The following is a 14877-nucleotide window of genomic DNA, read 5'->3' on the forward strand; positions in this document are numbered from 1 at the left end:
AGCTCGTGCCCGAGACCGCAAGGCGGAGCAAGAGAGCGCTAAAGTCAGGCTAAATCCAGCGGATTGACGTGCCTTCTACTGGATCTCCCCAGCCCGACGTTTTTGCTTTGCACCAGCGATTGCTTCCCGGCTTCGGTGACATTGGGTGTTTCAAGGATCGTTGAAACACCCAGCGCAGTGATGCGCGAGGCCGACTTGACGCTCTGCGCCTCCATGTCCGGTCGGACCCACAACCCGCGTACTCTTTGTCGCGGCTCAATCGATATCGAACGACACGCCCTGGGCCAAAGGCAGCGCCTTGGAGTAGTTCACCGTATTGGTGGCGCGGCGCATGTAGGCGCGCCAGGCGTCGGAGCCGGACTCGCGGCCGCCGCCGGTTTCCTTCTCACCGCCGAACGCGCCGCCGATTTCCGCACCCGAGGTGCCGATATTGACGTTGGCGATACCGCAATCGGAGCCTTCGACCGACAAGAAGCGCTCGGCTTCTTGCATGTTCAGCGTGAAGATCGACGACGACAGGCCAGCACCGACAGCGTTGTGCGCGTCGAGCACCGTGTCGAAGTCGGAATACTTCATCACGTAGAGGATCGGCGCGAAGGTCTCTTCGAATACAGGGCCAGCCTGCTTCGGCATTTCGACGATCGCCGGCCTGACGTAGTAGGCCGTGTCCTTGCCCGCTTCGGCAACGCGTTCGCCGCCTGTTACTGAGCCGCCTTCGGCCTTCGCTGCTGCCAACGCCGCCTGCATGCCGTGATAGGCATGCATGTCCACCAGCGGGCCAACGAGGGCGGTGGTTTCGAGCGGGTTGCCGACGGAAACGCTCTCATAGGCCTTCTTCAGGCGCGGCACGAGCTGATCGTAGACACTCTCGTGAACAAACAGGCGGCGGAGCGTGGTGCAGCGCTGACCGGCGGTGCCCATGGCGCCAAAGGCGATGGCGCGAAGCGCCATGTCGAGGTCGGCAGAGGGGCAGACGATGCCGGCATTGTTGCCGCCGAGCTCAAGGATCGAGCGCGCGAAACGCCTGGCAAGGCGCGGACCGACCTCCTTGCCCATTCGGGTGGAGCCGGTGGCCGAAACAAGCGCGACCTTGGGATGGTCGACCAGGGCTTCGCCGATGGCGCGGTCACCGATCAGGATCTGGCTCAGGTTCTTCGGCGCGTCGCCGAAACGGGCGAGGGCGCGTTCGAAGATCGCTTGGCAGGCAAGGGCGGTCAGCGGGGTCTTTTCGGAGGGCTTCCAGACGATCGAGTTGCCGCAGACAAGCGCGAGCGCGGCGTTCCACGACCACACGGCGACGGGGAAGTTGAAGGCCGAGATGATGCCGACGACGCCGAGCGGGTGCCAGGTTTCCATCATGCGGTGGCCGGGGCGTTCGGTGGCGATTGTCAGGCCGTAGAGCTGGCGGGAGAGACCGACAGCAAAATCGCAGATATCGATCATTTCCTGCACTTCGCCGAGGCCTTCGGAGGTGATCTTGCCGGCTTCGATCGAGACGAGGCGCCCGAGTTCGGCCTTGGCGGCGCGCAGCTCTTCGCCGAGCAGGCGCACGAGCTCGCCGCGCTTTGGGGCCGGCACAACGCGCCATTGCGTGAAGGCTTCGTGTGCGGCGTCGATCGCCTTGGCGGTGTCGGCGGCGGAAACGGTCTTCAACTTGCCGATCTCCTCGCCGCTGACCGGGCTGTAGGAGGCCATGTCACCGCCGGTCCAGGCCGCGCGCGGCACGCCGAGCTTGTCGAGAAGGTTTTGCGTTTCCTGCTTCACATCGACGGTCTTGGTCATGGCGTTTCTCCGTTCTTTCTGTCTGGTAACGCGACGGATGCCGCGAATTTTCTAGAAGGTCATGGTGCCGAGCGAGCCCGGCGAGGTGATGGCTTTCAGCCCGAACGCCAGCTTGCGGATTTTGTCCGGGGTGTATTTGTCGTAGATGACCTGGTTCTTGCGGCCGATCGCGTGCTCGGCGCTGAAGCTGCCGTTGAACTGTTCCACGGCAACCGTAAACACCCAGTCGCGCAGCGCCGGCTCGAAGCCGGTATCCGAAAGCTGCGGATCATCTTTCGCCACCACGAGGTTGAAGTGCACGCCGCCGTCGCCGATATGGCCGAATTCGCAGATCGTGATGCCGGTAAAGTGCTTCGGCAACTCGGCCTTCATATGCTCGAGGAAGCGCATGATATCGCCGCGACGGAAGGACAGATCGAAGGCGATCAATCGTCCTTGATGCTTCACGCCTTCCGACAGTGCGTGGCGCAACGCCCATATCTCGTGCGGCGGGCCGACAAAGGCGTCAGCGAGCAGTGTCTGGCTGCCCTCCCAGATTCCGGCGAGCACGTCCTCCAAAACGGCATCGAGGGGCTGTTCGCCGTCGCGCGGTGGGTTTGAGCGTGAGATCTCCGCAAGAATTACGAAATCCGGCACGATCCCGCCCTGGAACGGCCCGCCCTGGAACGGATTGCGCAGCGACGGCACGTGATCGAGTGCGGCGCGAACCGCATTTGCGGACATGCCCTCGAAGGCGGAAAGATAGGTGCCGAGTGCCTCTTCCATTGCCATGAGGAGGGCCGGGACCTGTTTGGCCGAGGTGGGGACGAGCAGCGCCGTCGCCGTCTGGCGCGGCAGGGGCTCGAGGTTCAGCACGCATTCCGTGACAATGCCGAAGGCACCGGACGTGCCGATGAAAATCTGTTTCCAGTCGACGCCGGTATTGTTTTTGCGCAACGCCGAAGACAGGTCGAGCACGGTGCCACCCTCGTCGGCGAGCACCACCTTGAGGCCGAGGGTGTTGCGCCGCACATCGCCGTAGCGCAGGAAGCGGGAGCCGCCGGTATTGGTCGCGATCATGCCGCCGAGGCACGGGTCCGCACCCAGGTCGATCGGAAAGAACAGGCCGCTCTCTTCGAGCCGGCGGTTGACCTCTGAGAGCCGCAGCCCCGCACTGGCGGTCAGCGTACGGTTGACGCGATCCAGTTCGAAAACACCGGTGAGGCGGTCGAGACTGAGCACGCCCTGACGGCCGCTCTGATCCGGCGTGGAGCCTGAGACCAGACCGGTGTTGCCGGATTGCGGCACGAGCGCGATGCCGCTGCTCGCGCAATAGGCGATGACGGCGGATACCTCCTCCGTCGAGATCGGCCGCGCTACGAAGGCCGCGTTTCCGAGGTCGTAGCGTGCGCCGGTCTCATAGGCCACCATGTCGGCTGCCGCGTCGAGAAGACCTTGCTTGCCGAGTAGCCTCTTCAGTGCCTCGATGTGACTTACGTCGAACATGTCCCGTCTTTCACTCGGCAGCGGCGGACATGTTGACGACGCTCAAGCACATTTCGAGCGATGCGCGTGCGATGTCGGCATAATGTGCGAACTCGTCCAGGACGCTCGCCCCGAGATCGCGCTCGAACACCAGCTGGTTCGGGCTTGCGACGAATTCCTGCGTCGCCTCGTCTCCGAGGTTGGATTGGAAGATGCCGGCGGCGCTGACTGGCAGGAAGTCTTCGTAGACGATCGGGTCGAACTGGACGAAGCCTTCTTCGATCGCCGTTTCGAGATCCAGCTTGCGGCCGGCCACGCGCTTGCCCTTCTCGGTCAGCGAGTAGCTGAAGTAGCCAAGGTCGGCCTTGCGGATGAGGTTCCAGTCGTCGGGGAAGACCTTGAAGACTTCGGCAAGCGCTGCCTCGTATTCGGCGGCATTGGTGCCATCTGCGGCCGGGCGAACGCGGGCGAGGGTGTCGTTGAGGAGCTTGTCATAGAGCGCGCGGCCTTTGGACGTTAGTGCCACTCCGCGCTGTTCGATTTCGCCGAAGCGGGCACTGTGGAATCCTGCCTGGCAGGTGCCATCATCGCCGACAAAGGAAACGGCTTCGTCCAGCGCCTTGAACGAGGTTTGGCGCAGCAGGATCGGGCATTTGCGGGTCGGCGGGCCTTCGACAACGGCCTTGGGCCTGATGCTCACTTCCGGCATCAAAGCCTGCACCTTGTCGATATCGAGCGTGCGCGGCGTCAGGTGGTTGATATGCGGGCCCTTGAAGGAGACGACGTCGGCGACCAGCCGGTGCGCGTCGTGCAGGCGCCTGTACATGTCGGCGCTGACGATCGCATGGTCATGCCAGCGGAATGTTTCCAGAACTTCCTGCACGAAGCGGGCGGCGTCGCCTGAAGCGAGGCCGCCGTTCAGCTCTGCCTTCTTCACGAGCGCCACAGCTTCGTTGGTGAAGATCTTGCGGGCCGCCAAAATCTCGGCGGCTTGCTTGCGCAGCGTCTCGTCGGCGATCAGGTCGAGGCGGAGCAGCGAGGTGAAGACGCGGAAAGGGTTGTGCTTCAGGCACTCTTCGCCGACCGGACGAAAAGCGGTCGAGTGGACAGGAACACCTGCCGTCGACAGGTCGTAATAGCCTACCGGATACATGCCCATGACCGCAAAGACGCGGCGCATCATGGAAAGCTCATCGGCTGTGCCGACGCGGATGGCGCCGTGACGCTCCTCGGAGATGCGCTCAAGCGAATCCGTCGCTTCCAGGCGGTCTTTCAAGGAAGGATCGGCAGCAAGCGTTTCGTCGTTCACCTTGGCGACAAGCGACATCAGCGTGCCATAGGCTGGCACTTCGTGGCGATACATTTCAGACATCGCTGCCGAGAATTTGGAGCGAATTTCATTCGCCGATACCAAATTGCTGCGTTCCATGGCTTTGCATCCCAGAGTCTGCTGACACATTCTATTTTTTCATGATACTGCAAGGAAATGGTCGCATGTTGCGACGTTTTCGACTTGGTTCATGCGAGATTGGAATGAGGCTGGGTCGAACCCTTATACCTGACATGTCGGTAATGCAGGCGTTTGAATGCGCGGCGCGCCACGCGAGCTTCACACAAGCAGCCGTGGAACTGAACCTGACTCAAAGTGCGGTCAGCCGCCAGATCAGGACGCTGGAGCTGCAGCTTGGCGTCAAACTCTTCGAACGAGTTCGCCAGCGCGTGGTGCTATCAGCTGCAGGTCAGGCGCTCCTCCCCGAAGTCAGCAGGCTTCTTCAGCAAACAGAGGAAATGGTGCTTCGCGCCAAAGCGTCGTCGGATGGCAAAAAGACGCTCACAATCGCAACATTGCCAACCTTCGCGAGCCGGTGGCTGATGCGCAGAGTGCCGGATTTCTTAAAGATACATCCAGAGATCGTACTGAACATGGTCTCCAGATCAGAGCCATTTGATCTCGGTGCCGAGGACTGCGACCTCGCAATTCACTATGGCCAGCCAATATGGGCACACGCAACATGCACCTATCTATGCAGTGAAGTTATCGTGCCTGTGGCAAGTCCGTCGCTTTTGACCGCGTATGATGTTCAAAAAGTTGCGGATCTGGAAACTGCTCCACTACTCCACCTGGCTACAAGGCCAAGACTTTGGAGCGAATGGCTCCAATCGAACGAATGCGATCCTCAAAACGCCTTCAACGGGAGCCGCTTCGATCAGTTCAATATGATCATTGAAGCCGCAGTCGCTGGCATTGGCTTTGCGTTGTTGCCGAAATATCTGATCGAGCCGGAGCTCTCCTCGAACCTGCTTTCGATCGTGTTTGACAGGCCGATCAAAACGCCGAACAGCTATTACGCCGTGTTGCCGGAAGGCAAGCAAGACACTGTGACGGCTCAAGCATTTCAGGCCTGGCTGGTGTCGCAGGTGCGATACACCGCCTGATTGGCGTGAGGCGTTTGTAGCCATTGCGCCCTTCAATTCGCGTCTGACATCGCGCGCTGAGCAAATCCGTTTGGACAAAAATCACCCTTCAAACAGGGGCTCATTCCGCGAAAAATCACCGCCTATCGATTTGACCTGAAAATCCGGAGCTCCAGCGCGCGCAGCGCGTTGAGTATCACGGCGATGTCGATCCCTTCCTGGAGCAGGGCGCCGGCGACCGGGGTGATGTAGCCGAAGGCCGCGGCGATCATGGCGATTGCGGAAAGGCCCAGTCCCACGACAATGCTCTGCAAGGCGATGGCGCGCGTGCGTTGGGCGATGGAGACGGCTTCTGCAACGCGATCGAGCCGATCGACGAGGATGACGATGTCGGCCGCCTCCGAGGAGGCTGTCGAGCCTCGCGCTCCCATGGCGACCCCCACATTGGCCGCAGCGAGCGCGGGCGCGTCGTTGATACCGTCGCCGACCATCATGGTTGGCTGGCGCGCCTTCTCGCTCTCGACCGCAGCGACCTTCTCGGCAGGACTCCTGTTGGACAGCGTGTCGTCCAGCTTGAGGGACGCCGCGACCGCATTGGCGGTTTCGGAGTCGTCGCCGGTTACCATGATGATGCGCGACACACCTGCGGCCCGCAAGTGCGCCAGCGCCGCCGGCGTGTCCTCGCGGATCGCGTCGGCCATGAGGGCCAATGCCGAGAAGCGGCCGTCGATCGAGAGGTAGATGGACAGGGCCGAGCTGGTTGCCGCCGACGTCGCGGCCGCCTCCGCCCAGCAGGCAATGGCCGCTTCGCCCAAAATGAGGGAACGCGATCCGGCGCGGATGTGCTTTCCATCGACAATGCCTTCGATGCCGGAGCCGCGAAATTCGCGCAGCCCGGTCGGGGTTGAGAGGGGCATTCCCTTCCTGCGTGCCAGATCGACCAAGGTTTCGGCAAGGACGTGATGGGAAGCCTGTTCCAGCGAGGCAAGCAAACGCAGGGCCTCGTCGGGGGAGACCTCCGGTGCGGTCACCAATGCGGTGAGGCGCGCGCCCCCCTCCGTCAGCGTGCCGGTCTTGTCGAATATCGCCGTACGCACGTGAGCGAGCGCTTCGAGGGCTGCGCCGCCTTTCATCAGTATTCCTGCGCGTGCCGCCCGCGACACCCCGCCGATGAAGGCGACCGGGGCCGCCAGGATCAATGGGCAGGGGGTGGCGACGACGAGGACCGCCAGCGCCCTGATCTTGTCGCCCGAAAACCACCAGGCAGCAGCGGCAACGATGAGGGTGAACGGCAAAAGGAAGAGCGCGAAGCGATCCGCCATGCGGATGAAGGGCGCCTTCGCGGTCTGCGCCGCCTCGACCATCCTGATGATGCCGGCGTAAGTGCTCTGGCTGGCGGCGGCGGACGCACGGTAGCGAAATGCCTCGCTGGCATTGACGGTGCCGCTTCTGAGCAGGTCGCCGTGGCCGCGCGTTTCCGGCAAGGGCTCGCCGGTGACGGCGGATTCGTCGATCGAAGCATGCTGGTCCAGCAGATACCCGTCCACCGGCAGAAGTTCGCCGGCGCGCACGAGTAGTTCATCGCCAACGACGACATCGCCGACGTCGATGTCGGTCAGGTCGTCGCCTACCCATTTATGCGCGACGCGCGGTGTCCGGTCCCGCAGCGATTTCAAATCGCGCTCGGCCTTTCCGCGCGCATAGTCCTCCAGAACATTGCCCCCGGTATACATGATCGCGACGACGACGCCGGCCAAAGGCTGACCCATGGCAACTGCCGCCGACATCGATACAAGTGCGATCGCATCGACGCCGAACCGGCCGATCCAGAAATCGCGAATGATCGAGACAGCCAGCGCGAGGATGACCGGGATGGTCGCCACGCTCCAAATCAGCCCAGCGTCCAGTTGCCAGCCGAGCAACGGTGTAGCCAGCCCGGCGACAAGGCCGACGCTCGCGAGCGCCAAAAGGCAGACGTGAATGGTCTTCTCGTTCATGTGCCACCTTCTGTGCTGCTATTGCGACCTGTATCAAAAATTCTATCCAGCAGGACATTTGCCAAGTCGCGACCCGATACAGGCTTATGCTAAGGCCGCTTCGGATGCGCGCAATAGGCCTCTGCAACCGTCATCTACCCCGTGTAATTCGATATCTTGGTCGCAGCCATCTGAAACGCCTGAATATTCATGGAAGCTGGGGCGCATAGGAATTGCGGGCCGGTAACTCGCTTTGCGGCATTGGGACCGAAGCGTAGCATGTCGAAGCTGCCCTACCGGCTTCGTAGATCCTTGTTTTGCACCATCAGAAACTGCCTGTATGGAACGAGGCCTCGCTGTGCATTTCCAGACGCCTGATTGCTTGGCGGTCGGTGCGCAGCACGTTGAAGCAATCATTGCCGAACCATTCGAGCGAAGCCTCGGCGTTGGGATCGTTCCGCAGTTCGTCGAGGAAGCGTACATAGTCGACCTTGCCATCGAACAGCGGTGTCATGCCTTCGCGGCTGCCTGCCGCGGCGTAGACGTTGGCCGGTTCGAAGATCGGCAACTCGGCGCGCGAGCGCACGTTCTTGAGATGGTAGTGACGGATATGAGGCCGCATCGCGCGATGGGCGGCGACCGGATCGTCGCCACCTTCCCAGACATGGAGGGTGTCGAAATTGAGCTTGAATGCCGGGTGGTCGACCTCGGCGATCAGGCGGAGCGTCGAAGCCCCGCAGTCGGCAAGCGTGCCTGGATGGGTTTCGGCCAGCAGTTCGAGCCCGAAGTCGGCTGCGACCTTCGACATCTCGCGCAGCCGGGCAGCGATGGTGCGCCTCAAGTCCATCGGCGTGTCGCGGCTGCCGCGGCTTCCCGCGAAAGTGCGAAGTTTTCCGGCCCCCCAGCGTTGCGCGAGGCGGCAGAGGCCAATTGTCCTGTCGCGCAGCGCCTCCACGTCGCCATCGAGTGGCAGGTAGTCGCTGACCATCGGCACCATAAGACCGAACTCGGCCAGCCAGTCTGCATCACGGTCCGGCTGGTGGAGCAGATTGCGCGCATGCGCGCCCCACAGTTCAATGCCCTGAAAGTCGTTGGCGCGGGCCCATTTCGCGATGTCCTCAAGCGAAGCCAGGTGATGGCGGAAGGTGATGGTGCACAGCGAAATCTTCATTCGGCAGCTCCCAGCAGTGCGGCCGGCGGTGCGGCAGGAATGTTCCTGGCGGCGCACCAAACCTCAAAAACCTCGCCTAGCTTGGCCTTGATCCGCCTTTCGAGGCCGTCCAGCGTGTCGAGGCGGCGGAGCACATCCCCGGCGAGGCTGCGATCCTCGGTCTGGCCAAGCTTCATGACGGCGTAGTGGAGTGCCTTGAACTCCTGGATCACGCACTCGATCTCGTCGCACCAGAAGTCGAAGTCGGCATTGGAAAGCTTCAGCTCGCGCCAGAAGAACGCGAAGCCGTGCTCGTAGGCATATTTGCGGATCGAGATCACGGGCACTTCGCGCAGCGCAGCACCAAGGTCGGCGAGTTGCACGCCGTCGCGACCTTCCAGATGTGCGACGACGATATGGCGGACGCCGTCGACCAGCGGGTTCCTATCAGGCAGATAGCAGGCGAGGAAAAAGTCACGCAGGTCTGCATCGGCAGGTATTCGCGCTTCGTTGCGATCGAAGATGTAGCCGCCACCGACGGTCGGCTGGCGGATGGCATGGATGACCTTGTCGCTGGCGATCTGGCCTTCCCAGCGGAAATCGGGGTCGTTGACCTGCCAGACCTTGGGATCGTCCGTCTTTTCGACCATCAGGTAATGCGGGAACGGGTTCTGGTTGAACTTGTTCTCGCGCTCCGGCAAGTGGAACAGGTCGAGCATCACCATCAGATATTCGCTGTCGCGTTTGCGTTCGAGCAGGTCGAGCATGGTGACCAGATTCTGGTCCTTCGACCGTGCCGGGTCGTACCACTCGTGTATGGGCACGCCGTAGAGCCGCTGGTACCAGGAGCGGAAGAACTCATGGTTGATCGAGCTGTCGTGGTAGGCGAGCTGCCAGCGTTCGTTGATGGCAAAATCGGCGTCCCAGACGCTGAAGTAAAACGGGCGCTGGTCGATTGCCGAACGCTTGAGCGCATCGCAGACGCTGCTGACGAAACAGTGGACCTTGATGTCGATATAGTCCTCGCCATGCACCCCTTCGCCCATAGGCGCAGGGCTGGCTTCGGCTGCGGCAATAGGCTCGCCCGTAAATAGCGCGGCCAGCTCCTGGACGGTGGCGATGTCCTGGCGGTTGATCGCCTCCTCGGGCGCCGGGAGGCCAAACTCCAGCTCCATGTTGAGGAAGATCTCGAGGATCAGCACCGAGTCGAGATAGAGGTCCTCGTTGAGCCGCGCTTCGGGGGCGAAGCGGTCGAGATGGGCATGGTTCATGTGATCGCGCAGCACGGTGCGGATCGCTTCGATCACCTCGTCGCGGGTCATTGCGCATGCTCCTGTGCCTGAACAGTGAAGCGGCCAAGGGCATGCTGTGCCGCCACCTCGCGCCGGCTGATCTTGCCGTTAGCCTGGCGCGGGATGGCGTCGACCTGCAGGATCTCCATCGGCAGCTGGTGATTTGCGAGGTTCTGCGCGCACCATCTGCGTATTGCATGGCCGTCCAGTTTCGAGTTGGCGCTGAACAGCAGGCCGACGCGCTCGCCGGCCAGCGTATCTGTCTTGCGGAAAGCGACGGCATCGGTGACATCAGGCATCGCCATCACCACGTCCTCGACCTCCTTGGGATAGACGTTGAGGCCGGAGACATTGATGGTGTCGTCGAGGCGCGAGACAAACACCAGCATGCCGTCCGGCCTGAAGTAGCCGAGGTCGCGGGTGGAGACTTGCCCCGCCGGCCCGGTGACGACGATCTCCGCCGGAGCCAAGTCGTCATTGCTGCAGGCGACGTTGTGATGCGGCAGGACGAAGCCCATGTCGGCGGCGTCAGCAAGGTCGGGATTTACCGAAATGCAGCCGGTTTCCGAACAGCCATATTGCTGAAACAGATGCGTCGTCCGCGCCAGGATGCGCGCGAACCATGGCTCGGGCAGCACCGTTCCCGAGGTCATCGCCGCGTGCAGCTTTTCGTCCTCGGGCATCAGTCGGGCGAGCGTATGCAGCACCGCCGGCGAGGAGTAGAGCAGGGGATGCTCAATGCCGCGGAGTGTCCGCATCAGATATTTCGGGTTGGCGGCATCGACGATGACAGGTGTTCTGCCGCGCTTGAGAGCCACCAGGATGCCGCAGATCAGGCCATAGGAATGCGTCGATGGGCAGGCGATGACAGGCGTCATGTCCTCGGGCTCGCGAAAGGTCGCGACGTAGCTCGCCACCTCAGTGTCGATTTCCGGCCAGCTCCGCGCGATGCATTTGGGTGCGCCGGTGGTGCCGGAGCTCATCTGCAGCAGCTGCCCTCCCGGCGTCGGCTGGACTTCGCCCGGTAGCGCTTCCGCCTCAAGCTTGTTGTAGAACAACAAATGGCAGCCGGCTGCCTTTGCCAGTCGAATGGCTGCGGCATGCGGCGTCGCGGGATGGATCGGGAATACGCTGGCGCCGATGCCGCGGATGGCGAAAAACAGAGCGAGCCAGGCGGCGGTGTCGGAGAAGCACACCGCGTAGCGCCCGCCAGGATTTTTCTCCAGTCCGGCCTGGTCGGCGCTTTGCGCCACCATCTGCTCGAACGTCTGCCGGTCGTAGTACCTGTGGTCGATCTGTATCATCGTCATTCCCTTCAGGCGTCGGGGGAGGAGAGAGCGTTCGCCACGAGGTGGCTCGAACGGCCGGTGTTGAGCTTGCGGCCAAGCAGGGACTCTGCTGCGACCCTTGGCCGGGCGAGGCCGAGCCGGTCTTGGCGTGCCGTGAGATCATGTGCGGCGGCGTAGTCGGCCAGCATCTGCCGGACCGTCTTCCAGAAGTCGGCTTCGGCAAGGCCGTAGCAGGTCTGCAGCAGATGGGAGATCTCGGCCAGGTTGAAGATGAACAGCGCGTCCATCACCAGTTCCCCCAGGCTTTCGACCTCTTCCATCCAGTAGAACTGGTCTGCAAGGGCGCTGCGGTAGACGGGGTCGAGCACGTGGAAATCGGGCGCCTTGTCGGGGTCGCGCAGGAAGTGGGGCACGTATTCGACGCTGTCGTGAAAGTCGCGCAGCACGAGCCTCACCGGCCAGCCGTCGCGGTGGACAAGCACCATGTTCTGGCCATGCGCTTCGGTGGCAATGCCATGCCCGACAAGGAGATGCCAGACCGGCAGGACCGCAACCTGCAGCAACTGCCCGAGCCACGCTTGGAAACCATAGCGCCGGATCCAGCCGTCGACGAACGGCCGGCCGTCCAGCTCGGTGACCATTAGTGCATTGAACGGCACCGCAGCTTCGCCTTCGCCCAGCACCGTGCAGACGCTCCGGCGCCAGATCGCGGCGAGCTGCCCGGCGAGGGGGCCGTCGCTGCCTGCGATGATGCCAGCATATTCGTCGAGGATGTTCAGTGGGTAGCTGGTCTCGAACAGCGGATCGCCGGCGACGATGTCGCCAAGCCAGCGCGATATCACAGGTGCCGTGCAGACCGAATGAGGCTCGATGGTCCGCAGCGACGAGGAGTTGATCATGTTCATCGACAGTTTGAGGTTCGCAGCCTCGGGGCGATCCGCATTGAGAAGGGTCCTTATCGACTGGCTGGCCGTGTAGCGATGTCCGGAAATGCCGGCGAAATGGGCGGTGCCATTCGCCTGCCATTGCGCCAGCAGGCCGTCCTTGAGCGCGGCCCATTGCCAGGGATGCAGCGGCAAAAGCGCAAATCGGTCCCAATCCAGGCCAAGTGCCGCGCGTTTGCGGTCGAGCGTGGAAAATGCATGGTGACCGAGCTCGGCGATCCAGAAGCTCGTCTCGTCGGCGGGCAATCGCTGGCGCACCTCATTTCGGTCCACAAGCAGCCAGGCGAGCTGGAAGCTGCTGGCGGCTTCGGGGCCATAGTTGCGATGGTCGCTTTCGCCGAACCCGGTTCGCGCCTTGAAGCAGGGATGGTAGGCATGGCCTTCGTGGAGCGCGCCTTCGAGCGCGGCAAAGCCAAGCGCCCGGCGCGGCGAACGCGCCAGGTGGCCGTCGTTCCAGCGGCAATGCGCAAGCGTGCTCTGAAGTTCGCCGAGCAGCCGGTCCTTGCTGTCCTGCGAGCCAGGCAGAGACCCCACCAGTTCCGCCATGGATGCCGGGCGCCAGGCCTTGTCGATGCCCCGAACTTTGATCGAATTCGGTGCGAGGCGCACGCGGTCGAACGCGCCTTCGACGCCGGCGCAGCGGAAAAGTCTGCCTTCATGAAGCCACTCGAAACGCAGTTGAAGGCCGTCATGGATGACCGTGGCGTTGATCAGTTCCTCAAACAACGCGGCCTCGACCAGCTGTCGCACGACGCGTTCGCCGGGCCGTTGCGGCAGGTCAAGAGGCAAGGGCACTGCCGTCTCCCTGATGGGTTCCAGCCAATGCGGAGAAGATCGGGTTGGGTTGGCGCGCGTAGAGCGCGCGCTCGTTGCTGGTCTGCAGCTCATCGACATCAAACAGGCGTGTCATCAGATTGGCCTTGAAGGCCACAGTCGGACGGTCGAGTACGCTTCTGACAAATTCGCGACCGACACCCCATGTCATGCGCGACAGCACTTCCAGCCGGTCTCGCAGCATCCGCAGCAAAACGTCTTCGCCGATCAGCCCGTCATGGCCCATGCGGGCGATGACGGCAAAGATCTGGTTGACGATCAGGTAGTAGGCGAAGCGATCCTGGATATCGCGTTCGTCGTAATAGAGCGAGTCGATCCCGGCGGCCTCAGGCACATACCGTCCGAGCTGAGCGCGATGGCGCTTGGAGAGGTAGAAACCCTGGTTGTCGCGGTAGTAACTGGCGGCTGGATAGCCCGCGCCAACATCGAGCAAGCTGTTCTGCTGGTGGGCCTCCAGCGCCAGCCCGAAATCGTCATAGAGCATGACGAGAGGGTCAAGAGCACAGTCGAGATAGCGTTGGAACCAATGCTGGCAGACCATCGCCGGATGCGCCCTGTCGCGGACGCTCAGCTTTCTGATGATACGTTCGAGCCGCGATTGCTCGCCGGGAAGTGGTTCGGCGGTTAGTGCTGCAACGGTGATCTTGCCGCGTCCGTTGCCTGCAACGAAAGGATTTTCGCGCAGGATGACCTCGAAGCCGCTTTCACTGTGGCCGGGCAGGTCCAGCGTGATGTAGGCGGGATCGAGGATGACATTGAAACGCGTATTGCCGGTGGCGATAGCAGTCTGCTTGAGCAGTTTGGCCATGGCGACCCCGGCCTCAAGTTCCTTGCGGCTGTTGAGCCGGAGCGAGTTGGTGATGCGCACCGGGAGCGAAAATTTGAGCATCCATGGCAAGGATTCGTTGTAGACGGTGCGCACCGAAGAAGTAGCGGTGAAGGCAGGCCCCGCCGGTCCCATGAACCTTAGCTTGCCAAGTCGTTCGAGGTTACGAATCTCTGGATCGAGCAGCAGTGCGTCCGCCTGCAGCGGATGCATTGGCAGCGGCATCTCGCTGTCGCGCGTCGCAAGCGGTACCAGGCCCATCAGCGAAGCGACGATCTCCAACGCCGACTGATTGGCAATGGACTTGTGGCTGACGATCGAGGCATCGGCGGCGAAATAGACAAGCTGGAAACTGCCTTTAAGTTCGGGCGCGTAGCTTGGCTCCTGCCACGAACTCATGCCTTGCCGGCTTTTCGGCGTCGGATGAAGCGAGTGTCCGAACACCAGCGACTGCTCGGCGCAGATGAATGTGTCGTCATCCTGACCAGGGTGTTGGGCCCCGATGTAGCGGAGCGTCTGCTGGTAGCTCTGCAGCGCGCGTCCCAGAAGCTCGAGTTCGTAACCGCGCAACACGTCTGTTCGATCATCGTGCAGTTGCGCGTAGGCCTCGTGCAGCAATAGCTGAAGTGCGGCGAACGGCTCGCTATGGCGCCAGATGGCGTCCGACGCGCGGCGAACCCACGCCTGTCCGAAGCGGTGCGGACCACATAGCGAATGGGACACCAGTTGCGCGCGCACCATCAGGTGCTGGCTGGCCAGCGTCCATTCGATGCACTCGACAGCCTCTTCTGGCCCGCTTCTGTGCAGGATCACCCTGCCGGGCGAGATTTCACGGAAATAGCAATTGGCAAAATTCTGGAACGTGGCGTGCTCGGCAACCTGCCGCAACGTGGGCTTCATCTGTC

Annotated in this window: 10 protein-coding genes; 1 reads left to right on the forward strand and 9 read right to left on the reverse strand. The window is 62.3% G+C overall.

Annotated elements, in window-relative coordinates:
* Positions 1-255: 255 nt before the first annotated feature.
* Genes amaB through hglS form a run of 3 tightly spaced genes read right to left on the reverse strand, consistent with a single transcriptional unit; the run spans position 256 to position 4675 of the window.
* Positions 256-1782, reverse strand: a complete 1527-nt coding sequence (gene amaB, locus AC1RTB_RS24025) for an L-piperidine-6-carboxylate dehydrogenase (RefSeq protein ID WP_492881678.1) — start codon at positions 1780-1782, stop codon at positions 256-258.
* 51 nt (positions 1783-1833) lie between these two features.
* Positions 1834-3267 carry an FAD-binding oxidoreductase gene (locus AC1RTB_RS24030; protein WP_492881679.1) on the reverse strand — a complete coding sequence of 478 codons (1434 nt, stop codon included), beginning with the start codon at positions 3265-3267 and terminating at the stop codon, positions 1834-1836.
* A 10-nt stretch (positions 3268-3277) separates the two neighbouring features.
* Complete coding sequence (hglS, locus tag AC1RTB_RS24035; protein ID WP_492881680.1) at positions 3278-4675, reverse strand: 2-oxoadipate dioxygenase/decarboxylase HglS; 1398 nt, start codon at positions 4673-4675, stop codon at positions 3278-3280.
* Between the two features lie 104 nt (positions 4676-4779).
* Here hglS and AC1RTB_RS24040 point away from each other — a divergent pair, with 104 nt between their 5' ends.
* A complete protein-coding gene (locus AC1RTB_RS24040) occupies positions 4780-5682 on the forward strand; it encodes a LysR family transcriptional regulator (protein ID WP_492881712.1) in 903 nt (300 codons plus the stop codon).
* A gap of 122 nt (positions 5683-5804) precedes the next feature.
* Here AC1RTB_RS24040 and AC1RTB_RS24045 read toward each other — a convergent pair whose 3' ends face one another.
* From AC1RTB_RS24045 to AC1RTB_RS24070, 6 genes are all read right to left on the reverse strand, one after another.
* Entirely contained in the window at positions 5805-7658 is a 1854-nt protein-coding gene (locus AC1RTB_RS24045; RefSeq protein ID WP_492881681.1) for a heavy metal translocating P-type ATPase, read from the reverse strand.
* A gap of 304 nt (positions 7659-7962) precedes the next feature.
* Positions 7963-8808, reverse strand: a complete 846-nt coding sequence (locus AC1RTB_RS24050; protein WP_492881682.1) for a sugar phosphate isomerase/epimerase family protein — start codon at positions 8806-8808, stop codon at positions 7963-7965.
* The gene (locus tag AC1RTB_RS24055) at positions 8805-10109 is read right to left on the reverse strand and encodes a DUF6005 family protein (RefSeq protein WP_492881684.1); all 1305 of its coding nucleotides are present in this window, start codon (positions 10107-10109) and stop codon (positions 8805-8807) included. Before AC1RTB_RS24055 ends, AC1RTB_RS24050 begins: the two co-directional genes overlap by 4 nt.
* Positions 10106-11383, reverse strand: a complete 1278-nt coding sequence (locus AC1RTB_RS24060) for an AMP-binding protein (protein ID WP_492881685.1) — start codon at positions 11381-11383, stop codon at positions 10106-10108. Before AC1RTB_RS24060 ends, AC1RTB_RS24055 begins: the two co-directional genes overlap by 4 nt.
* An 11-nt stretch (positions 11384-11394) precedes the next feature.
* On the reverse strand, positions 11395-13107 hold the full coding sequence (locus AC1RTB_RS24065; protein ID WP_492881686.1) for an IucA/IucC family protein: 1713 nt from the start codon (positions 13105-13107) through the stop codon (positions 11395-11397).
* Positions 13091-14872 carry an IucA/IucC family protein gene (locus AC1RTB_RS24070; RefSeq protein ID WP_492881688.1) on the reverse strand — a complete coding sequence of 594 codons (1782 nt, stop codon included), beginning with the start codon at positions 14870-14872 and terminating at the stop codon, positions 13091-13093. The genes AC1RTB_RS24065 and AC1RTB_RS24070 overlap by 17 nt, the downstream gene beginning before the upstream one ends.
* Positions 14873-14877 lie beyond the last annotated feature (5 nt).

The sequence above is a fragment of the Aminobacter sp. GW821-FHT11F06 genome (genome assembly GCF_058808215.1).

Bases quoted from the DNA above. Each gene is read 5' to 3' on its own strand.
- AC1RTB_RS24030 (WP_492881679.1), bottom strand. From the start codon at position 3,267: ATGTTCGACGTAAGTCACATCGAGGCACTGAAGAGGCTACTCGGCAAG.
- AC1RTB_RS24055 (WP_492881684.1), bottom strand. From the start codon at position 10,109: ATGACCCGCGACGAGGTGATCGAAGCGATCCGCACCGTGCTGCGCGAT.
- AC1RTB_RS24045 (WP_492881681.1), bottom strand. From the start codon at position 7,658: ATGAACGAGAAGACCATTCACGTCTGCCTTTTGGCGCTCGCGAGCGTC.
- hglS (WP_492881680.1), bottom strand. From the start codon at position 4,675: ATGGAACGCAGCAATTTGGTATCGGCGAATGAAATTCGCTCCAAATTC.
- amaB (WP_492881678.1), bottom strand. From the start codon at position 1,782: ATGACCAAGACCGTCGATGTGAAGCAGGAAACGCAAAACCTTCTCGAC.
- AC1RTB_RS24050 (WP_492881682.1), bottom strand. From the start codon at position 8,808: ATGAAGATTTCGCTGTGCACCATCACCTTCCGCCATCACCTGGCTTCG.
- AC1RTB_RS24040 (WP_492881712.1), top strand. From the start codon at position 4,780: ATGAGGCTGGGTCGAACCCTTATACCTGACATGTCGGTAATGCAGGCG.
- AC1RTB_RS24060 (WP_492881685.1), bottom strand. From the start codon at position 11,383: ATGATACAGATCGACCACAGGTACTACGACCGGCAGACGTTCGAGCAG.
- AC1RTB_RS24070 (WP_492881688.1), bottom strand. From the start codon at position 14,872: ATGAAGCCCACGTTGCGGCAGGTTGCCGAGCACGCCACGTTCCAGAAT.